At 65.7% G+C, this 22799-nt stretch carries 26 protein-coding genes; 11 read left to right on the forward strand and 15 right to left on the reverse strand.

From position 1 onward, the window contains the following. The first annotated feature begins 57 nt into the window (after positions 1-57). From ilvC to KBY97_RS05400, 3 genes are read left to right on the forward strand one after another with little or no spacing between them, the layout of a single operon-like run. Positions 58-1053 carry a ketol-acid reductoisomerase gene (ilvC, locus tag KBY97_RS05390; protein WP_255145643.1) on the forward strand — a complete coding sequence of 332 codons (996 nt, stop codon included), beginning with the start codon at positions 58-60 and terminating at the stop codon, positions 1051-1053. A 16-nt stretch (positions 1054-1069) separates the two neighbouring features. Continuing rightward, entirely contained in the window at positions 1070-1204 is a 135-nt protein-coding gene (locus tag KBY97_RS05395; RefSeq protein WP_255145644.1) for a hypothetical protein, read from the forward strand. Continuing rightward, positions 1201-2355, forward strand: a complete 1155-nt coding sequence (locus tag KBY97_RS05400; RefSeq protein ID WP_255145645.1) for a CobD/CbiB family cobalamin biosynthesis protein — start codon at positions 1201-1203, stop codon at positions 2353-2355. The genes KBY97_RS05395 and KBY97_RS05400 overlap by 4 nt, the downstream gene beginning before the upstream one ends. 183 nt (positions 2356-2538) lie before the next feature. On the opposite strand, the gene KBY97_RS05405 is transcribed toward KBY97_RS05400, so the two are convergent. Continuing rightward, positions 2539-3318, reverse strand: coding sequence for a sugar transferase (locus tag KBY97_RS05405; protein WP_399217356.1), 780 nt, complete (start codon positions 3316-3318; stop codon positions 2539-2541). A gap of 261 nt (positions 3319-3579) precedes the next feature. Then, positions 3580-4773, reverse strand: coding sequence for a glycosyltransferase (locus tag KBY97_RS05410; protein ID WP_255145646.1), 1194 nt, complete (start codon positions 4771-4773; stop codon positions 3580-3582). Positions 4774-4876: 103 nt separating this feature from the next. On the opposite strand from KBY97_RS05410, the gene KBY97_RS05415 reads away from it, so the two are divergent. Beyond that, entirely contained in the window at positions 4877-5119 is a 243-nt protein-coding gene (locus tag KBY97_RS05415; RefSeq protein ID WP_255145647.1) for a hypothetical protein, read from the forward strand. A gap of 50 nt (positions 5120-5169) precedes the next feature. Here the strand turns inward: KBY97_RS05415 and KBY97_RS05420 are convergent, their stop codons facing one another. Next, on the reverse strand, positions 5170-7059 hold the full coding sequence (locus tag KBY97_RS05420) for a diguanylate cyclase (protein WP_255145648.1): 1890 nt from the start codon (positions 7057-7059) through the stop codon (positions 5170-5172). Between the two features lie 262 nt (positions 7060-7321). Between KBY97_RS05420 and KBY97_RS05425 the strand changes: the two genes are divergently transcribed. The 4 genes from KBY97_RS05425 to KBY97_RS05440 all read left to right on the forward strand — a co-directional run bounded on the left by KBY97_RS05425 (position 7322) and on the right by KBY97_RS05440 (position 9075). Continuing rightward, positions 7322-7618, forward strand: a complete 297-nt coding sequence (locus KBY97_RS05425) for a DUF6737 family protein (protein WP_255145649.1) — start codon at positions 7322-7324, stop codon at positions 7616-7618. 154 nt (positions 7619-7772) lie between these two features. Further along, positions 7773-7991 (forward strand): hypothetical protein, encoded by a 219-nt coding sequence (locus tag KBY97_RS05430; RefSeq protein WP_255145650.1) that lies wholly within the window; start codon positions 7773-7775, stop codon positions 7989-7991. A gap of 383 nt (positions 7992-8374) precedes the next feature. After that, on the forward strand, positions 8375-8893 hold the full coding sequence (locus tag KBY97_RS05435) for a hypothetical protein (protein WP_255145651.1): 519 nt from the start codon (positions 8375-8377) through the stop codon (positions 8891-8893). Beyond that, positions 8890-9075: a hypothetical protein gene (locus KBY97_RS05440; protein WP_255145741.1), complete on the forward strand. Its 186-nt coding sequence runs from the start codon at positions 8890-8892 to the stop codon at positions 9073-9075. The genes KBY97_RS05435 and KBY97_RS05440 overlap by 4 nt, the downstream gene beginning before the upstream one ends. 30 nt (positions 9076-9105) lie before the next feature. Here the strand turns inward: KBY97_RS05440 and KBY97_RS05445 are convergent, their stop codons facing one another. The 3 genes from KBY97_RS05445 to KBY97_RS05455 all read right to left on the reverse strand — a co-directional run bounded on the left by KBY97_RS05445 (position 9106) and on the right by KBY97_RS05455 (position 11626). After that, positions 9106-9483, reverse strand: a complete 378-nt coding sequence (locus KBY97_RS05445) for a hypothetical protein (RefSeq protein ID WP_255145652.1) — start codon at positions 9481-9483, stop codon at positions 9106-9108. An 82-nt stretch (positions 9484-9565) separates the two neighbouring features. Next, positions 9566-10897: an ATP-binding protein gene (locus KBY97_RS05450; RefSeq protein ID WP_255145653.1), complete on the reverse strand. Its 1332-nt coding sequence runs from the start codon at positions 10895-10897 to the stop codon at positions 9566-9568. 3 nt (positions 10898-10900) lie between these two features. Beyond that, entirely contained in the window at positions 10901-11626 is a 726-nt protein-coding gene (locus KBY97_RS05455) for a response regulator (protein WP_255145654.1), read from the reverse strand. A 224-nt stretch (positions 11627-11850) separates the two neighbouring features. Between KBY97_RS05455 and KBY97_RS05460 the strand changes: the two genes are divergently transcribed. Continuing rightward, the gene (locus KBY97_RS05460) at positions 11851-12342 is read left to right on the forward strand and encodes an EF-hand domain-containing protein (RefSeq protein WP_255145655.1); all 492 of its coding nucleotides are present in this window, start codon (positions 11851-11853) and stop codon (positions 12340-12342) included. 32 nt (positions 12343-12374) lie between these two features. On the opposite strand, the gene KBY97_RS05465 is transcribed toward KBY97_RS05460, so the two are convergent. The 4 genes from KBY97_RS05465 to KBY97_RS05480 all read right to left on the reverse strand — a co-directional run bounded on the left by KBY97_RS05465 (position 12375) and on the right by KBY97_RS05480 (position 14428). Then, positions 12375-12821 (reverse strand): hypothetical protein, encoded by a 447-nt coding sequence (locus KBY97_RS05465; protein ID WP_255145656.1) that lies wholly within the window; start codon positions 12819-12821, stop codon positions 12375-12377. Positions 12822-12831: 10 nt separating this feature from the next. After that, positions 12832-13077 carry a hypothetical protein gene (locus KBY97_RS05470; protein ID WP_255145657.1) on the reverse strand — a complete coding sequence of 82 codons (246 nt, stop codon included), beginning with the start codon at positions 13075-13077 and terminating at the stop codon, positions 12832-12834. 173 nt (positions 13078-13250) lie between these two features. Further along, positions 13251-13886 (reverse strand): DUF4335 domain-containing protein, encoded by a 636-nt coding sequence (locus KBY97_RS05475; protein ID WP_255145658.1) that lies wholly within the window; start codon positions 13884-13886, stop codon positions 13251-13253. Continuing rightward, positions 13883-14428 (reverse strand): DUF3038 domain-containing protein, encoded by a 546-nt coding sequence (locus KBY97_RS05480; protein WP_255145659.1) that lies wholly within the window; start codon positions 14426-14428, stop codon positions 13883-13885. Before KBY97_RS05480 ends, KBY97_RS05475 begins: the two co-directional genes overlap by 4 nt. 48 nt (positions 14429-14476) lie before the next feature. Here KBY97_RS05480 and KBY97_RS05485 point away from each other — a divergent pair, with 48 nt between their 5' ends. Beyond that, complete coding sequence (locus KBY97_RS05485; RefSeq protein ID WP_255145660.1) at positions 14477-15034, forward strand: adenine phosphoribosyltransferase; 558 nt, start codon at positions 14477-14479, stop codon at positions 15032-15034. A 98-nt stretch (positions 15035-15132) separates the two neighbouring features. Here the strand turns inward: KBY97_RS05485 and KBY97_RS05490 are convergent, their stop codons facing one another. From KBY97_RS05490 to dapB, 5 genes are all read right to left on the reverse strand, one after another. Then, positions 15133-15345, reverse strand: coding sequence for a DUF2949 domain-containing protein (locus KBY97_RS05490; RefSeq protein WP_255145661.1), 213 nt, complete (start codon positions 15343-15345; stop codon positions 15133-15135). 34 nt (positions 15346-15379) lie between these two features. Next, positions 15380-16603, reverse strand: a complete 1224-nt coding sequence (locus tag KBY97_RS05495) for an FAD-dependent monooxygenase (RefSeq protein WP_255145662.1) — start codon at positions 16601-16603, stop codon at positions 15380-15382. 81 nt (positions 16604-16684) lie between these two features. After that, a complete protein-coding gene (locus KBY97_RS05500) occupies positions 16685-16957 on the reverse strand; it encodes a high light inducible protein (RefSeq protein ID WP_255145663.1) in 273 nt (90 codons plus the stop codon). A gap of 142 nt (positions 16958-17099) precedes the next feature. Then, a complete protein-coding gene (locus tag KBY97_RS05505; RefSeq protein ID WP_255145664.1) occupies positions 17100-17744 on the reverse strand; it encodes a hypothetical protein in 645 nt (214 codons plus the stop codon). Positions 17745-17748: 4 nt separating this feature from the next. Then, the gene (dapB, locus tag KBY97_RS05510) at positions 17749-18627 is read right to left on the reverse strand and encodes a 4-hydroxy-tetrahydrodipicolinate reductase (RefSeq protein ID WP_255145665.1); all 879 of its coding nucleotides are present in this window, start codon (positions 18625-18627) and stop codon (positions 17749-17751) included. 147 nt (positions 18628-18774) lie between these two features. On the opposite strand from dapB, the gene KBY97_RS05515 reads away from it, so the two are divergent. Further along, a complete protein-coding gene (locus tag KBY97_RS05515) occupies positions 18775-22797 on the forward strand; it encodes a magnesium chelatase subunit H (protein ID WP_255145666.1) in 4023 nt (1340 codons plus the stop codon). The last annotated feature ends 2 nt before the right edge of the window (positions 22798-22799 follow it).

Below are 22799 nucleotides of genomic sequence, written 5' to 3' on the forward strand. Positions count from 1 at the left end.
CTGAGGGCGGGTGGGGCGCGAACGTAAAGTCCCTGTCTGCCCTGACCGATTCGCCGGATGGCCCAGCTTTTTTACGACTCCGACGCCGATCTGAGCCTGCTTGATGGCAAGACGGTGGCCATCATCGGCTACGGCTCCCAAGGCCACGCCCATGCCCTGAACCTCAAGGACAGTGGGGTCAATGTGGTTGTTGGCCTTTACGAAGGCAGCCGTTCGGCCGAGAAGGCCAGGGCCGATGGCCTCGAAGTGCTGAGCGTGGCCGAGGCGGCCGAGCGGGCCGACTGGATCATGGTGCTCCTGCCCGACGAAACCCAGAAAAAGGTCTACGACGCCGAGATCGCGCCCCATCTGAGCGCCGGCAAGATCCTCAGCTTCGCCCACGGCTTCAACATCCGCTTCGGCCTGGTGGTGCCTCCTAAGGACGTCGATGTGGTGATGATCGCCCCCAAGGGTCCTGGCCACACCGTGCGCTGGGAATACCAGAACGGCCAGGGCGTGCCCGCCCTGTTTGCCATCGAGCAGGACGCCAGCGGACAGGCCCGGCCCCTGGCCATGGCCTACGCCAAAGCGATCGGCGGCACCCGCGCCGGCATCCTTGAAACCAACTTCAAGGAAGAAACCGAAACCGACCTGTTCGGCGAACAGGTCGTGCTCTGCGGTGGCCTCAGCGAACTGGTGAAGGCGGGCTTCGAAACCCTTGTGGAGGCCGGCTACCAGCCCGAGCTGGCCTACTTCGAGTGCCTGCACGAAGTGAAGCTGATCGTGGATCTGATGGTGAAGGGCGGCCTCACCGCCATGCGCGATTCGATCTCCAACACCGCCGAATACGGCGATTACGTGAGTGGTCCGCGCCTGATCACCGACGACACCAAAGCGGAGATGAAGCGCATCCTCGCCGATATCCAGGACGGCACCTTCGCCCGCAATTTCGTGGCCGAATGCGAGGCCGGCAAGCCCGCCATGACCGCCGCCCGCGAACGCGATTCCCACCATCCGATCGAAAAGGTCGGCAAGGGGCTGCGCGCCATGTTCAGTTGGCTCAAAGTGGCCTGATCCTGAGCAGCCAGCCATGCGCCGCGGCCTGTTGATGGGCGGCACCGCCCCGTTGCTCGGTCTGCCTCTGGCGCTGCCGCTGCAGGTGCTTGCGTTTGCCGCCGCCGCCGTGCCCCTGTCACTGGCGGGCCGCCGCCGAGGCCTGGCTTGAGCAGCAGCGATGCAGCTGCTGCTCTGCTGGCCTGGCTGACCGTGGCGGCGGCCTGCGGCCTTGACCGCTGGATCGGCGATCCGGCCGGCTGGCTGCATCCGGTGCAGGTGATGGGGTGGTGGATCACCGGATTACGCCGCTGCGCCGAAGCCTGGGCCGGCGATCGGCCCTGGCGGCTGCGGCTGGCCGGTGCAGGCCTCACCGCGTTGCTGGTGGGTGGCAGTGCTGGAGCCGGTTGGCTGCTCGAGGCTCTGGCCTGGCGTCAGCCGGCGCTGGGACTGCCGCTGCTCTGGCTGGGCCTGACCAGCTGCCTGGCAGGAGCGAGCCTGGAGCAGGCGGTGCGGGCGGCGGTGGCGCCGCTGCGGCGGGATCCAGCCGAGGCCCTTCCCTCTGCCGGGGCCCTTCCTACTGCCGAGGCACTGGCGGAGGCCAGGGCCCGTCTGGCGTGGATCGTGGGCCGGGACGTCGACCAGCTGGATGAGGCCGGCATCCTGCGGGCCGCCGCAGAAACCGCCGCCGAGAACAGCGTGGACGGGCTGTTTGCCCCGCTCTTCTGGCTCCTGGTGGGCGCTGGCCTCTGGGTGGCGGCGGGGTTGATGCCCCCCGCAGCAGGCCTGCCGTTCTCCGCAGACGGCCTGACCGGGCCCGTGCAGGCTCTGGCACACGGTTTGTCCCCCGTGCCCGGGCCGCTGGCGCTCGGCTGGGCCTTCAAGGCCAGCAGCACGTTGGATTCGATGCTGGGGTATCGCCGCGGGCGGCTGCGTTGGCTGGGCACCGCCGGCGCCGGGCTCGACGACCTGCTCACCTGGTTGCCCTGCCGCCTGGTGGCACTCACCCTGCCGCTGCTGCAGGCCGGCCGTTGGCAGGCTGTGGCCCAGCTGCGGCTCGCCTTGCGGGAGGGCCGGCCTGACCCTTCACCGAATGCGGGTGTGTCGCAGGCGGCCTTCGCTGCCGCAGCCCATCTGTGCCTCGGCGGCGCCAACCACTACGGCGGTGTGCGGATCGACAAGCCGGTGCTTGGCGCGGGCTGGCCGGCAGCAGACCAGGCAGGTGTGGAGCGCCTGTTGCGACTGTCCCGGCAGCTGGAGCTGCTCTGGCTGCTCGTGGCCTTGCCGCTGCTGCTGCTCATCGCTGGCCTGAGAACGCGTTAACGCCTGGCTGCCTTCCGCTGCTTGCCACCTGCAGCTCAACCCGTGCAACTCAACCCTGGCTGCCTGGCCTGCCGGCTGACCGCCACGGTTGACGTCCAATCCTGGCCGACACGACTGGATGAGCAGCCAGCACCTCGCTCTGAAGGGCCATTCCCCTAAAAGCTTTGCCGATAAAGGCGCGGCTCAGTAGGCGCCCCGGTCGATCGGGAAGAGGATCACCCCCACGGTGCGAAGGATGATCGCTAGATCGGCGCGGAAGCCGCGGTGGCGGGCATAGGTCACATCCATCCGCACCCGTTCGGCATAGCGCAGGTTGTTGCGCCCGGACACCTGCCAGAGCCCGGTGAGCCCGGGCCTGACCGCCAGAACCTCATCCATGCGGCGCCCGTAGCGCTTGAGCTCCTCCCTGACGATTGGCCGGGGGCCCACCACGCTCATTTCTCCACGCAGCACGTTGAGGAACTGGGGCAGCTCATCGAGACTGGAACGGCGCAGAAAGCGGCCGATCGGTGTGATCCGCGGATCGGCCTTGAGTTTGAAATCCTTGCCGAATTCCCGCTTGAGTTCCGGGGATTGCTCAAGCAACACCTGGAGCATGCGGTCGGCATCCTTGCTCATGGTGCGGAATTTGATGCAGCCGAAATCGCGATAGCCCCGGCCGATGCGCCGTTGCACATAGAACACCGGGCCGGGCGAACTCACCTTCACCAGGGCCGCCAGCAGCAGAAAGAGCGGGCTGCCAAGCCCCAGCACCGCAAGCGAGAAGAGGATGTCACCGGTGCGCTTGATCACCCTGGAGGAGGTGCTCTGCGCTTCGATCAATTGGGCTGCGGTGGGGCGATCGCTGGGGCTCGGCACGGCAGATAGCCTCGGTCCGCTGCCTGGCAACGAAGCGATGGTGGGGGAAGTGACAGACAGGGCGACGGAGTGGGGAAGGGTGGAGGGGTTCGGTGTTGTGGCCAGAAACGGTGGCAGTGTGGCGGGCTCGTAGGGATTGCTGCAGGCGCTCACCATCCCATCCCTTTGGTGTTGAAACTCTAAAAATCCTTTCGCACTCCCACAAGCCGCCAAGGTCACTCAAACCAGAGGCACAGCAAGGGCTTCACTGCAGGCTCGAAGTCCACCGGGCAGGCGCCCAATGCTGCAACACGCCGCGTACTGCTCAAGATCCCGCGCTCTGGGCAGCCGCCCTGTTCCGGGACGTTCAGGCGGCAAGCAAGCTGCTCAACCCTGGGGCCACTTCAGGGGCTGGCGCCCCTGCTGCAGTCGAACAGCGTGCTGCTGCCAGTAGCGCTCCAGCAGGGCCATCAGCCGCTCCCGGAAGCGCTCCGGGGCGAAGGTTTCGGCCCAGGCCCGCTGCCGCTGGGGGGGGAACCTGGACCAGAGCCGTTGCTGCTCGAAGTGCTCCAGGGCCGCCACGAGACTGGAGCTGGTGGGGGCGTCGAACAACAGGCCCGTGGGGTGCTCGGTACCGGTGTTCAGGCAGCGGACCGTGTCGAGCAGCCCCCCCTGCCCCAGACCGATCACCGGCGCTCCCGCCGCCATCGCCTCCACTGGCGCGATACCGAAATCCTCCAGGCCGGCATGCAGGAAGGCGCGGCAGCGGCCCATCAGCCCGTTCACCTGTTCCTCCGAACAGTGCCCGAGGAAGCGCACGCTGGGGCCCGCCAACTGCTCCAACCGCTGCCGTTCCGGCCCGTCGCCGACCAGCAACAGGGGCAGGCCGGTGCGGTTGAAGGCTTCCACCATCAGGTCCACCCGTTTGTAGGGCACCAAACGACAGACGGAGAGATAGAAGTCGTCGCGGGGCAAGTTGCAATTGAAGCGATCGACCGCCACCGGTGGATGCAGCACCACACTGCTGCGCCCCCAGCAACGCCGGATCCGGCGGGCGGTGAAGCGAGAGTTGGCCAGGATCCGATCGACGCGGCCGGCACTGATCACGTCCCACTGGCGCAGCTGGTGCAGTTGCCAGCGCAACAGCGGCCCGAGCGGACCGCGGGCGATGGCCGAGCGCGACAGATAGGCGTGCATCTGGTCCCAGGCGTAACGCACCGGCGTGTGCACATAACTCACATGCAGCTGTTCCGGGTCGGTGAGCACGCCCTTGGCCACCAGGTGGGAGCTGCTCAGCACCAGCGGATAGCCCCGCAGGTCGAGCTGTTCGATTGCAAGGGGCAGCAGGGGCAGATAGTGCTGCACATGGCTGACACCCCAGGGCAGCTGCTGGATGAAGGAGGTGCGGATCGTCCGTCCGCTCAGCCAGCTCTGGGGCCGACGGCTTTCCCCGTCCACGAGGGCGAAGAGGTGGGGACGCAGGAGGGTGTCCATTTCCTGGACCACCAACTCGGAGCCGCCCACGGACCTGGGGGTGAACCACTCGTGAACGAGGGCGATCTGGTCGGGCACCCTGGGCATGGTGGCACCGTAGGCGCTCCAAAGACCGCCGAGATCACGAAAGCTCTCAGTGGATTGCCATCCCTGCCATTGGTCTGGATGCTGAACCCAGTCCATGGTCGCCATGCCGATCCGCGATCTGCTTGAAGACGCCCTCGAGGAGCCCTCGATCGGCGAGACCGACTGTTTCCAGTGGCATGCCACGGCTGTGGGCATCGCCGCGCTCTGGCGCGCCGGCCAGCCGCCATCGGTACCTCCCTATGAGCTGGCGCTGCGGGAAGGGCTGCTGGTGGGCCTGGATCTCAGCAGGGAAGAACGGGAGTTTCATCAACTCCGCAAGGGGCTGGTGCTGCTGTTCCACTCCTGAGGGCTGGCCTGGCTCAAGTCAGGAAAACAACCCAGCGGGTGCAGGCAAGTTCACTGGTCATCCTCATCGGCGGAGACCACCACCACACTGTTGCGCCCCCTGCGCTTTGCCATGTAAAGCGCCTTGTCCATGCGGGCCAAGAACGTATCAGCGTCGTCGTTGTCAACGTTAAGTGAAGCCACACCTAGGCTAACGCTCACTGAGGTGGCAAGGTCACCACTGGAAATCCTCAGCTCCTTAACTTTCAGCCTCAGGGATTCTGCAATCAACAGCGCTCGGTCCTGTGGGCAGTCGATCAACAGGATGACAAACTCCTCGCCGCCATAGCGAAAACAATAATCAATGGCGCGAATGCCAGTGCTGATCGCATGGGCAACGGCTTGGAGCGCCTTATCGCCAAAGGGATGACCATAGCGATCATTGACCTCCTTGAAGTGGTCGATATCAATGAGGATTCCCATCAAGGGGTGATGGCTTCGCCTAGATCGGGCCACTTCCTCACCCAAGCGCAAGTGAAAATCACGCCGATTTCTACAGCCTGTGAGTGCATCCGTCATGCTCAGCTCGGCCATTTGATCCCTTGATCGGGCGAGCTCAAGGGTGAGTTGATTGATGCGTCGAATCCGCATGTTGATGAGGCTGATCATCGTGGCGAATTCACTGATGGCTGTTACCGCCAATGTGGGCATCAACATGCTGGATTCTTCTGATAGTTCTGTCCGGGGTTCTGCTAACAATGGCTTCAACAACTTCTGGATTTCGTTTTCGAGTAGTCTTGCAAGCTGCTCCGTAATCAGAACTCCCACCAGCAGCAACAAGCCAAGCAAACCAAATGTGTGCAGCGATTCGGTCTGGAGTTTCTTGATGAGTGGCGCCGCAGGGGAAACAACGCGTGTGATCACATCATCGGCATTGGCAAGGGTTGTGCCTTGGCCAGTTTGCCGTTGAGTGTCTTGATTGAGCGTTTGAACCTCCGTCTCCCAGTAGCTATTCAATAGCTTCATAAGTGGTATATTTCCTTCTTGCGGAATCAGCAGGGTTAGCCCTTTCTGGGTCACGTATTTAGCGCTATCATCCACGTACTGTCGGTCGAGAAGGCGAAAGAGGGCTGGGTTGGAGTTGGCTTTGAGGATTTTCGCTTGACTTGACTCAGCACTGCCCTTGCGTTCTCTTTCAATCGCAATACGTTCCCTTCCGATCCAGAAATTTGAGCCTTTGTCATTCAAAAATGAATCAGGTAGGGAGCGGGAGGCATGGGCGATGGTGATGAGATTGTTGAGTTCGTCACGCTGCGAAACTTTGACGAGCTGATTGGCAGAGAGCGCCCACGTGATCAATGATGGTGTCAGCAGGGCGAGCAGGCCAAACGCGAAAATTGCCGTCCGGATGGAGACGCTCTGATCCGGCCGTGGCCGGATCCAAAGCCGGTAAACCAGCACCATTAATACGGCCATCAATGTATTAAGGACTCCATTAACAGCTTGCTTCAGAGCAATCAGGGTTGTAGGGGTAAGGTCTACATCGAGGAAGACGTGATAAAAAACGAATGTAAGAGGAATGCCAATGAGCAGCCAGAACGTGAGGTCGTGAAGGATGATGCGGTCGTTAATCACTCGCTCTTGAGCCTTGGATTCTCTGTTTGTCGCAACCGATAGCCAGGTGATTTCCAGAACGTAGATGATTGTTCCCCACGGATGCCCCCAAGCCACCCAAGTGACAAGCGCTGCGATCACGCCGATGATCAATCCCCACCATTGCTGCCAGAGCAGGAGTGCAAGAATTGCAAAAATTGAACCGAAAACTATATTGACGCCAATCGTGACCGGGAGGTTAATTAGGGTGCCAAAGATGGCCCCCCAGAGGAGCAGGGCGAAGACCGGTACCGTGGGGTGTGGTTGTCGGGCCGACAAAAAGTGTTTTCCGGCAGGAAATGGCTCCAACTTGAATATACATGGTTGCGGATTGAGAAGGCTTCTGAATTTCGTATGGACTGTTACTGGGTCTCTGCTGCCAGCTGAATTGGTAGGAGCGTCAAGCCTCCCCATCCAGGTTCATGCGTCGTCCGCCCTCCGCATCCGCCCCCAGTGTCCAACCCATGAACGGTGACCGAGGGCGCGACCCTCCTTTGAGATCAGCCTCTGTGGTGAGATCAGCTTCGGTGGCCTCCGTCAGGATGGACAGACCCGCCTGTTGGCCTTTCCGATGACCCCATCCGCCCCGTTCTGGAGCCAGAAGCCCTGGTGGTGTCAGCCTTGGTCGATCGTTGCCACGGGCTCCGCCGTAAGCGTTGCCAGCTGGGTGCTGCTGCAGCGTTGGTGGATCACCACTCCGGTTGTAGCCGCCGTTCTGGCGTGGTGGTGGCTGTTCCTTGTGTTGGTGCCCGGGGCTACGGCTGCGGATCTCCGGTTGCAGGCCACTGCCGACCGGGATGAGCAAGACCAGGCTTCCAGCGGCGCTGCCGATCAAGGTGTCAGCAGATCTGCGGATCTTGACCCGTGACAGCCGGTGACCAGCGCGTGAACAGCTGTTGAAATGGCAACCGTTCCGACAGCAAGGGAGTGCCCAGACACTTGAATAGAGGGAACTCTCATGGCGCCACCGCAGGGACCCTGCCGATGGTCATCCCCATGAGCCCCGATCAGAGAACGACACCATGAGCTACGAACCGGGTACGAGCGAGTGCCGGTTGCTGATCGACAGCAAGGCCCAGATCGAACTGGCCCTGGCCAACCTGGCCAGGCTGGAGAACACCGACCACATCCGCCAGCAGCTGCTGGCGATCTACAACCAGCTCGAAGGTCTCCACGACCTCAGGCGGGCCCAGCGTCCGGGTCCGATCCCCGTTGCGGCCGGCCTGGATGAAACCGATTGACGAAATCTTCCAGGGGCATCGGTCCGCAGCGGGGCCTCCAGGCCGGAGCCTCCTGGGAGCGTGACCACATGGAGATCCGCAGAGGCCAACGGCCAGAAGCCCTGAACACAATGCGATACCGGTACAGGCAGTCAAGACAGTGATCGGGGGATGGCACCGGCTCCCCTTCTCCATACCGGCGCAAAAACCCTGTCAGTAGCCCGCCCCCTCCAGCAAGCAAAGCGCCGCCATCGAGGCTCGCTGTCTCCAGCCTCAGCGCGGCGCCGGCCGGATAGCCGGCATGGGGCAGGTGCAGGTGGAGGGCTCCCCAGCCGGGGAAGCCGAGAAAGGAGAACACGGCTCGGGTGGCCATGACGGCAAGGCACAGAAGATTCACCTCGTCAGTGCCCTCTCCGTCTCAGCAGATCCTGGATGGAGGGCGCCTCAGGCGCTCTGCCTATCTCCTGCTTGGGGCGCTGGCGGGCCTGCTGGGTACAACACTGCTGCTCACCGGCTCAGCTCCAGCAGGTCCTTCGCAGCCGCCTCTGAAGGGCCTGCTGGAGGTGGGTTGGTCGATCGAAGCCGCCGACAGCCACTTGCGCCGGACCGGTTGGAGTCCCGCTCCCGTGCGCCAGCCGGATGCGCTCGATCGCCTGCGCGCCGGTACCCGCTTGTCCAGCCTGAGCGACTGCTCTGGCACGGGCCTGGGCTTCTGCCGTTACGACTACCGCCGCGGTGCCGTGAACCTCAGTGTGATCACGCTTCCGGAGCAGGCGATGCTCGAGCTGATCGAGCCGCAGCAGCCAGCCACCACGAATGGCGCTCGGGTGGTGCGTTGGCTCCAGGCGGATTCCGAGCGGTCCTGGGGCCTGTGCGCCAGCAGCAGCGCGCCTAACCGGCTGGTGCCCTGCCCCGATCAATGAGCCCGTCCGCCGCTGCGTGGTCCCTGGCCTTCCCGGTGCCTGCAATGATCGATCCAGTGGCGGCGGCGGAGATGGTTCCGGAAGACAGGCGCCGGCCGGCCTGGCTGAACTGGCTCTTCCTGCTGGCGTTCCTCTGGTCGTCGTGGCAGCTGGCCGGGCTCTGGCTGGCCCGGCTCAACTGACGCCGCTCCGGAACCGGCCAAGCCGGGCGCTCAGCCGAACCCGTCGGATGGATCAGGTGAATCGCTCAGCGCCTGCCGCAACCGGCCCAGCAGCACCTCTGTGGCCTGCTTGGGGCTGAGCCCACGGGTACAGGCGGCATCTCGCCAGGCGCGGCTGGTTTTGATCAGTTCCTCCAGCGGCCCAGCCCCGGAGCGCAGGGCTTCGAAGGCCCCCAGCAGGCGTGCGCGCTCCTCCGCATCCGGCTCGCCACAGACGATGTACTGCATGCCATCGCTGCCGGTGTAGAGCAACGTTCCATCGGGCCCCAGCAGCGGTGCGGTGGCTGGAATGGGCGGAGTGCGATCGTCCCGCTCGCCTTCCGGCGCATCGCCAGCGGGGAGATCGGACGGACCGGGTGGTGGGGGCATGGGGGTCGCGACAGGTGGACAGCGAGGCGGTGGCAGGCAGGCGAAGGCTTGTCCATCATCACCGTCCCGCCAAGGGTTGGGATCAACTCGCCTGGCGTGGGCTCAGCGAATGCCCCGTGAAGCGCACGCAGAAGCCGCTGGGTTCGCCCGCGACCAGCGACACATCACCGCCATGGGCGCGGGCGACCCGCTGGGCGATGGATAGGCCCAGACCGCAATGCCCGTGGCCGCCGCGGGCCTGATCGAGGCGCTGGAAGGGCAGCAGGGCCTGGGAGCGTTGCTCTTCGGCGATTCCCTGGCCCTGGTCCCAGACCTCCAGTTTGAAACCCTGGCGAGACAGGGCGCGCAGACGGAGCCGCACCGGTGGCTCCCCGTAGCTGAGGGCGTTGTCGATCAGGTTGGCAACGGCCCGGCCCAGGGCAATCGGTTGCACCCAGGCCTGCACGGGGCTCAGATCGAGTTCGAGCGGCCGGCCGTCGTAGCGCGCCGCCAGTTCCGCCAGCAGCTCTTCGAGCGGTACCTCCACGGCCTGCTCGCTGCCGCCGCCGCCGGCGAACAGCAGGAACTGGCCCGTGATCCGTTCGAGGTCGTCGAGATCGGCTTCCGCTTTGGCCCGCTCGCTGCCGTCCAGAACTGGACCCTTGCCGAGCGAAAGGCGCAACCTCAAGCGGGTGAGTGGGCTCTTGAGATCGTGGGCGATGCCTGCCAACATCGTGGCCCGGTCCCGTTCGCTGTTGTCCAGCCGTTCGAGCATGGCGTTGAAGTGCCCTGCCAGGCGGCGCACTTCAGGCGCTCCCCGCTGGGAGAGGCGATCGGGCTGGGTCTCCAGACCGACGCGGCCCAGCGCCCGCTCCAGCTGCCGCAGTGGTCTCTGCACCTCCAGCAGCAGAAACAGGGCGCCCGCCATGATGCTGCCGCTCACCAGTGAGAGGGTGACCAGCTGCGGATCAGGCGGCCAGCCGAGCTGGGGGCGGATCGCGGCATAGAGCCACACCGGCTCAAGCGGTGAGGCCAGCTCGATCCACACCCCGCGGTTCTCGCCCTCGGTGGGCACCACCACCGGGCAGCGCGGCAGGCGGCGGCAAAGTTCGAGCTGAAGCTGGCTGGCCTGCCGGTCGAGCAGGGCATCACTCGCCTGCCCCTGCCACCAGGGCCGGCGTCGGGGCCGGGGCGGCTGGCCTACGCCGAGCTGCAGTCCGCTGAGCTGGGACACCGTGGAGGGCGGAAAGCGCTCCAGCGCCAGCTCCGAAAGCCGCAGATTCAAGGCCACCTGCGGACCCATCTGATCGATCTGAGAGCGGCCCAGGGTGGAGCCGAGCAGCATCTGCAGCAGCAGCAGGCTCAGACCCCAGCCGCCCAGGAAGAAGCCCCCCAGGCGCCAGAGCAGCGCCGCTGAACGCAGGGAGGCCGCCATGACTCAGCGGCCCCGCGGGGCTCCATCCGGCACGAACACATAGCCGTAACCCCACACCGTCTGCAGGTAGCGGGGGCGGCTGGCATCGGGTTCAATCAGCCGGCGCACCCGCGAAACCTGCACGTCCATGCTGCGGCTGTCGGTGTCACTGTCAGGACCGCGGGCCAGTTCAATCAGGCGCTCGCGGGACAGGGGGCGGTGGGGATGTTGCACGAAGGCGGCCAGCAGGCTGAATTCCCCGCTGGTGATCGTGACGCTCTTGCCCTCCCGTTCGAGCGTTCGCGCTGAGAGATCGAGCACGTTGTCGCCGAATTCCACCAGCTCACCGCCAGCCACAGGGGTGCCGGCCGGCAGGTTGCCGCGGCGCCGCAGCACCGCTTCGATCCGGGCGGTGAGCTCCCGCGGCAGAAACGGCTTGGCCAGGTAGTCGTCGGCGCCCTGCTCAAGGCCGATGATCCGGTCCACGGCCTCGCCCTTGGCCGTGAGCATCACCACCGGCAGGTCGTCCTGGTTGTCGCGCAGACGGCGCAGCAGCGTGAGGCCATCCTCACCGGGCAGCATCAGATCGAGCACCACCAGATCGGGGCGCTGGAATTCGAGCCGCGCGATCAACTGGAGGCCGTCGTTGAGGCAGCGCACCTCGTAGCCCTGATCGGTGAGGTAGCTGCTGAGCAGCTGGCGAAGTTCAGGGTCGTCATCCACCACCCAGATGGTGTGGGCTCGGCTCATGGCTGGGAAAGGTCCCGTTCTGCACCGACTGTATGGAGGAATGACCTGGGCAAGGCTGAGGGGGCGGGCGAGGGACATGTTCAAAGGTGACCCAAGCCGGTACTGGTCGGATCCGGTCATGGCTCGCTGAATATCGGCTGGCGCGCGGTCGCCCCATGCGAGCACCTTCTCCATAAGGTGCTCGCATGCAACGGCTAGGCCCTAGATCCCGACCCCGTCGCGCCGTGCTTCGGGCGCGATGCGACCCTGCGGCGCAGTGGCCGACGTTGCACCTGCTTTTTCTGCTCGCCGTGGGGTGCCTGGTGGTCAGCCCCGCTGCGGTGCAGTGCAAGGAGACGATGCAACTGCTGAGGTATCAGCAGAAACTGGAAGCCTGGTTTCAACGGCTGGATCGGGATGGCGATGGCCGCCTGACCCCGGCCGAAGTGAGGGGGCATCCGTTCCTGGAAATCAATTTCGATCGGCTTGATTCAGGCCGACGGGGGTATCTGGTGCCCTCCGATCTGGCGCCGAAGCAGCGTCACTTTCTCGGCAGCCGCGTGCAGGAGATGTTCCACCGTGCCGACACCAACCGCGATGGACGGATCAGCCCGGCTGAAGCGGCAGCGTTCCCCTGGCTGTGGCGGCATTTCACCGAGGCGGATCGCAACCGAGACGGCAGCGTGACCCTGGAGGAGTTGTGGTTGTTGCGTCGCTCGCTCGCTCCTGGGAACTGAATGGCCAGCAATGGAGCTGGTGGTGCTTGGATTCAATGGGGCGGTCGCGTGGGCGGGCGGATCGTGGTGAGCTTGGCCATGGCCCGGCCCATGGCAGACGGCAGCCGCAGGCTGTTGCCCACCCCCGGAACCAGCAGGCGCACCAGGCGGAACAACCCGTTGCCCACCAGCAGCAGCGCCCCCACCGCCACGGCCACGACCACCAGCAAGCCCAGCAACTGGGCGAGGCCGGCGAGCAACTGCAACAGCCCCAGCCCGATCTGGCCAAGGCCGGCGAGCACGGCACTGATCACCTTGCTGACCAGCAGCAGGGAGTCGAGCCGGGACGGCAACTGCAGCAGTGCCACCAGCAACCCCAGCCCGATCGCCGCATTCAGCAGGGCGAGCAAGCATTCGCGCCAGGGTGAACGGGTGCGTCGCTTGCGAAACACCTTGCGAACCGACGTGGGGGTGAACCCGGATTCGGGTTTGCGGTTCATCGCCACGGGCTCAGGTGTCGAAGGTGTAGCCGGCGCCTCGCATCCAGCGCTCAAACTCAATCAACACCAGTTCGTTGGGACAATCCACGAGGCTGAGCCCTTCAACAGTGCAGTCGCCCTGGCCGCCGTGATGCAAGGACAGGTGAAAATCCTTGCCGCTGAGCCCGCACACTTCCGGATCACTGCGCACCACCACGTCAAGAGAGGCACCCAGGCGAATCACCCGCCGCCGCAATTCTGACCAGCTCTTCGTCATCGGGCCGTGCTCAATGCTTCGTTCTCCGGCTTCAACAGTTGGGGGCCCATCGGCTGACGACGCCATTTTCTGTCATGGGTGCTTCGATTCTCCCCATGCCCTGCCCAGAAACCTTGCAAACAGTAGTGGGTGTTTCGTGGCCCAGGTGTTGGGATCGCGACGCTAGCCGCGGCTCAGGGGGCCGCTGGGGCCTGCGGTGTCGTTGGTGCGCTGGTGGCGGCCGGTTGTGCCTCTCCCTGGGGAGCGGCCGGCTTGGGCAGCGGCAGCATCAAGCTGAGCGATGAGGTGATCACCAACGCCGCAAAGCCGGCCGCCGGCGAGAACAGCCGTCGCCGCAGCGGCACCCGCTCGAGGATTTCGCGGCGCTGCAGCGGCACTTCGGCGGGAATCACGAAGCCGAGCTGCACCCGCGGATCGAGCCGCAGATGGTCGAGGCAGCGCACCAGATCCGCCAGTTCGGCATCGTCGAAGTCGAGTTCCAGAGGAGGCGTGTCCGGCTGGCTGCTGAACAGCCGCAGCCGGTGCCGGCTCTGTTCCCCGCTGCCGAGGGGCTCGATCTGGACCGGGGAGCCATCGGCACCGAAGGGGCGCGGCACCCCACTCACCAGGTGGCGGGCATAGGGCAGCACCACGGTCAGCAGAGCCTCAAGGTGGTTGCGTTTCCCCTCCAGCGACGGGCGTCCGATCAGGTCGAGCTCCCAGCCCATCAAGATGCCGATCGCGTCGTTGGCCTGGGAGGCAGAGAGATCAGGAAGGCCGTCGATGCGCAACCGGCAGCTGGTCTGCTCGTAGCGATAACTCTGTTTCACGCAGCGGCATCCATGAGGCTGGCCTTGAGACGGTCGAATCCTCCCGCGCCAGCCCCGAGCGCGAGGCCCTGCACGAGCTGAAGGCGGTGGCGGGAGCCTTCCTCCGGGTCGAGCAGCTTCTGCACCCCGCCACGGCGGGGGTTCAGCCGTTCCCGCACCAGCTCATCGAGGCGCTGGCGGAACAACTCCCAACGCTGGATGCTCACTCCATCCGGCTCCGACGACGACAGCAGCTGGCGCAGCATCGGATAGATGCGCTCGGCGAGGGCGCACAGCACCGAGATCAGCGCGTCGGTTTCGGTCTCGCTCAGTTCGCCCCGGCGGCAGGCCAGGCGCAGCGGGTTGTAACAACGGCGCTTCCACAGCTCCACGCGGTTGGGGAAGAGGTCGCCGAAGCCGAGTTGCTGGGCCATGAACACCATCGCTTCGCCCCCGTTGAGATCGAGGGCTTCCACGCTCAGCAGCATCAGATCCAGCCGTTCCAGGCCGCGGCGGTTGAGCCGGCTGGGGGATCGGGATTCGGTCAGGGGTGCATCGGCCATGGCTGCGATGATGCCAGCGCCTGAGCCGATCCGTCATCCGCCCCCGCCATGGCCGCCCAATTTCCTTCGCTCGAAAGGGCGCAGCCGCCCGATCTGCGCCAGCTGGTGCGTGACATTCCTGACTTCCCCAAGCCCGGAATCCTGTTTCGTGATCTGACCCCGTTGATGCGCGATCCGCTCGGCTGGCAGGAGGTGATGCGCCGGCTGGCCCAGGTGTGCGAGCGGTTGCAGCCCGATCTGATCGTGGGGATCGAATCCCGCGGCTTCATCGTGGGCACCGCCCTTGCCACCGTGGTGGAGCTGGGCTTTGTGCCGGTGCGCAAACCCGGCAAGCTGCCCGGGCAGGTGCGTGGCGTGGATTACGCGCTGGAGTACGGCTCCGATCGCCTGGAGATCCAGCACGATGCCCTCGCCGATGGCGCCCGGGTGTTGATCGTCGACGACCTGCTCGCCACCGGTGGCACCGCCGCCGCCTGCGCCCAGCTGGTGGAGGAGGCTGGCGGAGCGCTCTGTGGCTTCGGGTTCGTGGCGGAGCTTGCTGGCCTGGAGGGACGGCGGCGGCTGCCCGACGGGCAACCGGTGGAGTCCCTGATCATCTACAGCTGAAGAACGGCGGCGGGTCTGCGGAGCGCCGGCAGACCCGCGGCGGCAAGCCGGAGTCAGCATCCACGCAACACTTCACGCCAGTGGGGTTTGAACCGCCGTCAGTCCTGGCTGTCCTGCCAGCCGAGCACCTGATCGAGTTGCTCCAGGCTGATCAGCCCGAAGCGCCAGAGGATCACCGGCAGTGGAGCCTGCTCCAGCTGGGCCTGCTTGACGCCCAGGGCCAGGGCGTTTTCGCTCAGACCCAGCTCTCGGCGCAGGTAACGCACCAAGGCCGATGGCGGCACCGGCTGGGGGGAGGTGCTGTTCACCATGGCCCGGAAGGGAAGCAGCCGCTGGAGTTCGCCATCACTCTGACCAGCGCGCCAGCAGCTGGCAAGGACCGAGGGTCATGGTCCGGAGGCTGAGGCGCCGCAGCAGCGGTAGCCGGCCCAGGAGGTGCAGGGCAAGCTGGCGCATGGTGCGCTGCGGCCATTGCCGGGTCGAGAACAGCCGCACCAGCGCGTCGGTGGCCAGCAGCGTGAGCAGTACATCGGGCCAGCGGCGACGGCCGTAGGCCGCCGGCAGCCGGCTGAGCCGCAGCCGGCCCCGGGCCGTACGGGCAGCCAGCTTGTGCAGCACGGCCACATCGCGCCAGCAGAGGTTGAGGCCCTGCCCCCCCACTGGGTGGCAGCGGTGCATGGTTTCGCCCACCAGCACGGTCTTGCCCCGGTGAAAGCCTCCGCTCAACTCCAGGGCGGCGGGGAACGCCCGGGGCGCGTCCAAAAGGGCGTCGGCCTGCAGACCATCGGGCAGAGCGCCGGCCAGCCGGTCGAGAAAGGCCACGGGGTCGAGGCTCTCCAGGCGCCGCATGCGCTGGGCCGGGCCGCTCCACACCAGCTGGAAGCGATCGCCGCCCAGGGGCAGGACGGCGAAGGGACCCTCGGCGCGGAACAGCTCCCAGGCCTGATCACTGGCGGAGCCGCGCAGGCGCACCTGCACGCTCAGGCACGACTGGCTGTAGGGAAGGCGCCAGTGGGCCAGCCCCAGGGCCTGACGGGTGGAGGAGGCGGCGCCCTCAGCCGCGACCAGCAGATCCACCGGTGCCTGGCTGCCGGGACTGCCGAGGGCCAGTTGCACCTGCGGCGTGCGCTCCAGCCGCGTCAGCAGCAGCTCCATCAGAGGCGTGTGGCGTACCACCCAGCCCACGGCGCTGTCGGTGGACTGCGAACGGGTGGACTCCGAAGCGCTGGACGGTGAAGCCGCCCGACGGCCAAGATCGCGGACGGTGAAAGGCACCTGCAGGCCCAGTTCAAGGTCGTGGAGGTCAAGCGCGCGGAAGGGCGCCAGTGCGGGAATCAGCGCTTCCCACAGCTGCAGGCGCTGCAGCAGGCGACGGCTGGAGTGGGTGAGCGCGTAGGCGCGGCTGCGGGCCATCAGCTGGCTGGCGGTGAGCGGATCCTCCAGCTCCACCTGCCAGCCGGCCTCCGCCAGGGCCAGGGCCGCCAGGGCGCCGGTGGGCCCAGCGCCGCGGACCCGGGCGTGTAGCTCGCAGCTCAGATGCTCGGAATGCTGGTCCAGGGAGTCGCCCATGAAAAAGCCGCAGCAGAAGTCTGCTGCGGCTCGTTGGGGGGGTGTGGCCGGTGATCCTCACCGACCAGGGCGGGCCGGCGATCAGCCGATGCCGAGCAGTCCGCGGGTGAAGGCTTCACCGCCGAGGGCGAATTCAGTGGCGAGCAGGGCGATGAAGCCGAGCATGGCCATGCGGCCGTTGAGCTTTTCGGCGCGCTCATGGAAGCCCCAGCCGCTCTCGGCGCTCACCACTTCCATGCGGGGCTCGGTGGCGAAGGCGTTGAGGCGGCCGCCGTCTTCGGTGGTGACGGTGGCCCCGCGGATGGTGGCGCGCTCAGTGGCGGAGACGGGGGCAGCGGTAGTGGCTTGGACCATGGGGCTCCTTGGTGGTGATGCAGCCAATGTAACAGATTATTTCGCAACGTAAACGGATGTCGCGAAAGCTCAGGCGTGTGGGACGGTTCGGGCGGCTGATGGCATTGGGCCGGCGGCCGGTGTGCACGGGTTCTGGCCCGCTTCAGCGCAGCCGCCGAAGGCAGAGCTCCTCGAAGGCTGGGCGCAGCAGATAGGGGTACTCACCGACCCAGAGCTTCAGCTGCGGCAACCAGGCGTCGGTGAGGGCGCCGATGCGCACGAAATCGGGCCGCTCGCTCAGGGCCAGGCAGCGGATCACCATGCCCCGGCGGATCAGCTTGTGTTTCTTGTTCATCGGAAAGCGGATCTGGCCCAGGTAGCCGTCGTCGTCTTCCAGTTCCAGGCACAACCAGGTGCGACGGTTCTCCACCAGCTCCAGCCTCCCGCGGGCATCGGCCTGCTCGTTGCGCTCCTCCACCAGCTCACGGGTGAACAGATCAGCCACCACCCCTTCGAAAATTGCCCCTGCCGGGTAGCGGCGCAACACGCTGTTCTTGCGCCCCGCCTCCAGGATCGGGCCCCAAAGCACATAAAGCAGAAACACAAAGCCCGCCACCAGCCACACCGGCCCGAAGCGGTAGGAGAACTGGCTCTGGGCGATCAGCAGGGAAAGCACCCCACCGATCACGGCGATCAGCACCCGCTGCAGGATCTTGCGGGGATTGCCGCTGCAGGCGTTGAACTGGGGGCCGCTGGCCACTGCCGGGATCAGTTTCTGCAGCTCGGCGGGCTTGACGGGAACCAGCATGGGGTCAGAGCAGGCGTTCGAGGCCGTAGACGAGGCCCTGCAGCTGCCGCACCCGGCGCACCGTGAGCAGCACGCCTGGCATGTAAGCGGAGCGTTCGATCGTGTCGTGGCGGAGGGTATAGGTTTCGCCCGCCGCGCCGAACATCACCTCCTGGTGGGCCACCAGCCCCGGCAGGCGCACCGAGTGGAGCCGCAGGCCGCTCTCCCGCAGGCCGCCGCGGCAGCCCGAGAGGGTTTCGCTCTCCTCCACCTGGGCGGCGTTGAAGGTTTTTCCCAGTTCCTCGATCAGCTCGGCCGTCTTGATGCAAGTGCCGCTGGGGGCATCGGCCTTGCGGTTGTGGTGCAGTTCGGTGAGTTCGGCGAAGTCGTAGAAACGGGCGGCGGCCGCGGCGGCCTGCTGTAGCAGCACCATGCCGACGGAGAAATTGGGGATCACGGCGCCGCCGATGCCCGCTTTCGCCGCAAAACTGGCGAGATCCTCCAGTTGCGTGGGGGAGAGGCCGGTGGTGCCGATCACCGGATGCACCCCATAGGCGATGGCGGCGCGGGTGTGCTCGTACACCACTTTGGGATGGGTGAAATCCACCAGCACCGCGCCGGCGCTCTGGGTGCGGGCCGCCTGGCTGGCCTGACAGAGGCAGCCTTCCAGGTCGGCCGTGACCGCCACCTCCAGCGGCCCGAGGCCCAGCCGCTCGCCCACGTCGTCGCCCTCTGTGCCGGGGGTGGTGTCGATGGCCCCCACCAGCGCGCAATCGGAGGCAGCCAGCACAGCCCTGATCACTTCCGCGCCCATGCGGCCGAGGGCACCGGCCACCACCACGGGAATCGGCTCCGCCGGGATGGCGGCCGGCACAGAAGGCGCCGGTGGGGGCGTGGCAGTCATGGGCGCAGGCAGGCTCTTCGCTGGGGCGAGCCTATGGCCGTCGCGGGGCGCGGCGGCTGGGCGTGGGCCTGTTACGCCTTGGCCGGAATCTCCACCTGCCGTCGGCAGTTTCCGTAGGCTGCTTCACATTGCTCAATCTGGACGCCCATGTTCACGCAGGTCCGCTCCGCCAGCCGTCGGGTCAGCCCGGCCGGGTGCGCCGCCCCTGCCGGCTCGGAGGGCCGCCCGGTGATGAAGGCGGTGTATGTGGTGCTGGAGCCCCAGTACCAGAACGCCCTCACCACGGCCGCCACCAGCCTCAACGAACACAACCCGGCCCTTGCGGTGGAGCTGTCTGGCTATCTGATTGAGGAGCTGCGGGATCCGGAGAACTACGCCGCCTTCTGCGCCGATGTGGCGGCCGCCGATGTGTTCATCGCCTCGCTCATCTTCATTGAAGATCTGGCCCAGAAGGTGGTGGAGGCGGTGGCCCCCCACCGCGACCGGCTCAAGGCGGTGGTGGTGTTCCCCTCGATGCCCGAGGTGATGCGGCTCAACAAGCTGGGCACCTTCTCGATGGCCCAGCTGGGCCAGAGCAAGAGCGCCATCGCCAGCTTCATGAAGAAGCGGAAGGAGGCCAATGGGGCTGGCTTCCAGGACGCGATGTTGAAGCTGCTCAACACCCTGCCGACGGTGCTCAAGTACCTGCCGGTGGAGAAGGCGCAGGATGCCCGTTCTTTCATGCTGAGTTTTCAATACTGGCTGGGCGGCACTCCAGACAACCTGCGCAACTTCCTGTTGATGCTGGCCGACAAATATGCGTTCCCCCGCGGTGACACTGACCGCCCCCTGCTGGAGGTGGCTGAACCGGTGGTGTTCCCCGATCTCGGCATCTGGCACCCGATGGCGCCGGCGATGTTCGAAGATCTCAAGGAATATCTGAACTGGCAGGCCAGCCGGCCGGATCTCAGCGAGAAGGCCCGCAGCGGGCCGGTGATCGGTCTGGTGCTGCAGCGCAGCCACATCGTCACCGGGGATGACGCTCACTACGTGGCGGTGATTCAGGAGCTCGAATACCGCGGTGCCACCGTGATCCCCGTGTTCTGCGGCGGCCTCGACTTCTCCAAGCCGGTGAAGGCCTTCTTCTACGACCCGCTCAACCCCGAGCAGCCGATCGTGGATGGGGTGGTGAGCCTCACCGGCTTCGCTTTGATCGGCGGCCCCGCCCGTCAGGACCATCCCCGCGCCATCGAGGCGCTCTCCAAGCTCAACCGGCCTTACATGGTGGCCCTGCCCCTGGTGTTCCAGACCACCCAGGAGTGGGAAGAAAGCGACCTGGGTCTGCACCCGGTGCAGGTGGCCCTGCAGATCGCCATCCCCGAACTCGATGGTGCCATCGAGCCGATCGTGCTGAGCGGCCGTGACGACGCCACAGGCAAGGCCCACACCCTGCAGGACCGGGTGGAAGCGATCGCCGAACGGGTGATCCGCTGGGCTTCGCTGCGCACCAAGCCGCGCATCGCCAAGAAGCTGGCCATCACTGTGTTCAGCTTCCCGCCCGACAAGGGCAACGTGGGCACAGCTGCCTACCTCGATGTGTTCGGTTCGATCCACCGGGTGCTGGAGGAGATGAAACGCAAGGGCTACGACGTGCAGAACCTGCCGCGCGACGCCAAGGCGCTGATGGAAGCGGTGATCAACGACCCCGAGGCCCTGCAGGGAGCCCCTGAGCTGGCGATTGCCCACCGCATGAGCGTGGAGGAGTATGAGCGCCTCACGCCCTATTCCGAGCGGCTCGAGGAGAACTGGGGCAAGCCGCCGGGCAACCTCAACTCCGATGGCACCAACCTCCTCATCTACGGCCGCCACTTCGGCAACGTGTTCGTGGGGGTGCAGCCCACCTTCGGCTACGAGGGCGATCCGATGCGGTTGCTCTATTCCCGCAGCGCCAGCCCCCACCACGGTTTCGCCGCCTACTACACCTACCTCGAGAAGGTGTGGGGCGCTGACGCGGTGCTGCACTTCGGCACCCACGGCTCGCTGGAGTTCATGCCCGGCAAGCAGATGGGCATGAGCGAAACCTGCTACCCCGATTCACTGATCGGCGCCCTGCCGAACCTCTACTACTACGCCGCCAACAACCCTTCGGAGGCCACGATCGCCAAGCGGCGCGGTTACGCCGCCACGATCAGCTACCTCACACCTCCAGCCGAGAATGCCGGCCTCTACAGGGGCCTCAAGGAACTGGGCGAACTGGTGGGGTCCTACCAGCAGCTGCGAGAGAGTTCCAGGGGTGTGCAGATCGTCAACGCGATCGTGGAAACGGCGCGCCAGTGCAACCTCGACAAGGACGTGACCCTGCCGGAGGGCGAAGCCAGCGCCCTCGACCTCAATGGCCGCGACGCCGTGGTGGGGGCGGTGTACCGCCAGCTGATGGAAATCGAGAGCCGGTTGCTGCCTTGCGGCCTGCACACGATCGGCAAGCCCCCCACCGCCGAAGAGGCGATCGCCACCCTGGTGAGCATTGCCGCCCTTGAGCGGGAGGAAGAGGGCTATCGCAGCCTGCCGGCCCTGCTCGCCGAAAGCCTCGGCCGCACGATCACCGAGATCTACAAGAGCAATGACGCCGGTGTGCTGGCGGATGTGGAGCTCAACCAGACGATCACCGAGGCGTGCCGCAAGGCGGTGGCCTCGATGGTGCGCTCCGTCACCGGCAGCGACGGCCGCGTCAACCTGCGTGGCAACTTCGGCTGGTTCTTCGACCTGCTGGAGCGCTTTGGGGTGCGGCTGCCCAGCCCCTGGTTGAGCGCCTGCCGGGCGGCGGGCTTCCCCGCCGTGGATGCCGCCGCGCTCGACAACCTGTTCGGCTACCTGCGTTTCTGCCTGGAGCAGATCTGCGCCGACATGGAAATGGAAAGCCTGCTGCGGGCTCTCGATGGCGAATACGTGATCCCCGGCCCTGGAGGCGATCCGATCCGCAACCCCGGCGTGCTGCCCAGCGGCAAGAACATCCACGCCCTTGATCCCCAGGCGATTCCCACCCGTGCCGCGATTGCGGCAGCCAAGGTGGTGGTCGACCGGCTGATCGAACGTCAGAAGGCCGAACAGGGCACCTGGCCTGAAACGATTGCCTGCGTGCTCTGGGGCACCGACAACATCAAGACCTACGGCGAGTCGCTGGCGCAGATCCTCTGGTTCATCGGTGTCCGCCCCGTGGCCGATTCGCTCGGCCGCGTGAACAAGCTGGAGCTGATCTCGCTCGAAGAGCTGGGGCGGCCCCGCATTGATGTGGTGGTGAACTGCTCTGGCGTGTTCCGCGATCTGTTCATCAATCAGATGGGGTTGATCGATCAAGGCGTGAAGATGGCCGCTGAGGCCGAAGAGCCCCTGGAGCTGAACTTTGTGCGCAAGCACAGCCAGGAACAGGCCGCAGCCCAGGGCATCAGCCTGCGCGAGGCGGCCACCAGGGTGTTCTCCAATGCCAGCGGCAGCTACTCCTCCAACGTGAACCTGGCGGTGGAGAACAGCACCTGGGAGGAGGAGGGCGAGCTGCAGGAAATGTACCTCTCCCGCAAAACCTTCGCCTTCAATGCCGATAATCCCGGCGAGATGAACCAGAACCGGGAAGTGTTCGAATCGGCGATGAAAACCGCCGACGTGACCTTCCAGAATCTGGATTCCGCTGAGATCTCACTCACCGATGTGAGCCACTATTTTGATTCGGATCCCACCAAACTGATCGCAGGCCTGCGCGACGACGGCAAGGCCCCCACCAGCTACATCGCCGACACCACCACCGCCAACGCCCAAGTGCGCTCCTTGAGCGAAACGATCCGCCTCGACTCACGTACCAAGCTGCTCAATCCCAAGTGGTATGAGGGCATGCTCAACTCCGGCTACGAGGGTGTGCGTGAGGTGGCCAAGCGGCTCAACTTCACCCTGGGCTGGAGTGCCACCAGCGGCGCGGTTGACAACTTCGTGTACGAGGAAGCCAACGACACCTTCATCAACGATGAGGAGATGCGCAAGCGGCTGATGGAGCTCAACCCCCACAGCTTCCGCCGCATCGTGGGCACATTGCTCGAAGTGAACGGCCGCGGCTACTGGGAAACCAGCGATGAAAACATCGCCCAGCTGCAGGAGATCTACCAGGAGATCGAAGACCGCATTGAAGGGGTCACCACCGCCTAGGG

Source organism: Synechococcus sp. ATX 2A4 (genome assembly GCF_024346375.1).
Classification (GTDB): Bacteria; Cyanobacteriota; Cyanobacteriia; order PCC-6307; family Cyanobiaceae; genus MW101C3.

What these genes read in the sequence shown, in the direction of transcription:
- dapB (WP_255145665.1), bottom strand. Translation starts at nt 18,627, where the DNA reads ATGACTGCCACGCCCCCACCGGCGCCTTCTGTGCCGGCCGCCATCCCG.
- KBY97_RS05480 (WP_255145659.1), bottom strand. Translation starts at nt 14,428, where the DNA reads ATGGCCGATGCACCCCTGACCGAATCCCGATCCCCCAGCCGGCTCAAC.
- KBY97_RS05465 (WP_255145656.1), bottom strand. Translation starts at nt 12,821, where the DNA reads ATGAACCGCAAACCCGAATCCGGGTTCACCCCCACGTCGGTTCGCAAG.
- KBY97_RS05455 (WP_255145654.1), bottom strand. Translation starts at nt 11,626, where the DNA reads ATGAGCCGAGCCCACACCATCTGGGTGGTGGATGACGACCCTGAACTT.
- KBY97_RS05505 (WP_255145664.1), bottom strand. Translation starts at nt 17,744, where the DNA reads ATGCTGGTTCCCGTCAAGCCCGCCGAGCTGCAGAAACTGATCCCGGCA.
- KBY97_RS05500 (WP_255145663.1), bottom strand. Translation starts at nt 16,957, where the DNA reads ATGGTCCAAGCCACTACCGCTGCCCCCGTCTCCGCCACTGAGCGCGCC.
- KBY97_RS05425 (WP_255145649.1), top strand. Translation starts at nt 7,322, where the DNA reads ATGACCCCATCCGCCCCGTTCTGGAGCCAGAAGCCCTGGTGGTGTCAG.
- KBY97_RS05410 (WP_255145646.1), bottom strand. Translation starts at nt 4,773, where the DNA reads ATGCCCAGGGTGCCCGACCAGATCGCCCTCGTTCACGAGTGGTTCACC.
- KBY97_RS05515 (WP_255145666.1), top strand. Translation starts at nt 18,775, where the DNA reads ATGTTCACGCAGGTCCGCTCCGCCAGCCGTCGGGTCAGCCCGGCCGGG.
- KBY97_RS05415 (WP_255145647.1), top strand. Translation starts at nt 4,877, where the DNA reads ATGCCGATCCGCGATCTGCTTGAAGACGCCCTCGAGGAGCCCTCGATC.
- KBY97_RS05490 (WP_255145661.1), bottom strand. Translation starts at nt 15,345, where the DNA reads ATGGTGAACAGCACCTCCCCCCAGCCGGTGCCGCCATCGGCCTTGGTG.
- KBY97_RS05470 (WP_255145657.1), bottom strand. Translation starts at nt 13,077, where the DNA reads ATGACGAAGAGCTGGTCAGAATTGCGGCGGCGGGTGATTCGCCTGGGT.
- KBY97_RS05485 (WP_255145660.1), top strand. Translation starts at nt 14,477, where the DNA reads ATGGCCGCCCAATTTCCTTCGCTCGAAAGGGCGCAGCCGCCCGATCTG.
- KBY97_RS05440 (WP_255145741.1), top strand. Translation starts at nt 8,890, where the DNA reads ATGAGCCCGTCCGCCGCTGCGTGGTCCCTGGCCTTCCCGGTGCCTGCA.
- KBY97_RS05430 (WP_255145650.1), top strand. Translation starts at nt 7,773, where the DNA reads ATGAGCTACGAACCGGGTACGAGCGAGTGCCGGTTGCTGATCGACAGC.
- ilvC (WP_255145643.1), top strand. Translation starts at nt 58, where the DNA reads ATGGCCCAGCTTTTTTACGACTCCGACGCCGATCTGAGCCTGCTTGAT.
- KBY97_RS05450 (WP_255145653.1), bottom strand. Translation starts at nt 10,897, where the DNA reads ATGGCGGCCTCCCTGCGTTCAGCGGCGCTGCTCTGGCGCCTGGGGGGC.
- KBY97_RS05495 (WP_255145662.1), bottom strand. Translation starts at nt 16,603, where the DNA reads ATGGGCGACTCCCTGGACCAGCATTCCGAGCATCTGAGCTGCGAGCTA.
- KBY97_RS05395 (WP_255145644.1), top strand. Translation starts at nt 1,070, where the DNA reads ATGCGCCGCGGCCTGTTGATGGGCGGCACCGCCCCGTTGCTCGGTCTG.
- KBY97_RS05445 (WP_255145652.1), bottom strand. Translation starts at nt 9,483, where the DNA reads ATGCCCCCACCACCCGGTCCGTCCGATCTCCCCGCTGGCGATGCGCCG.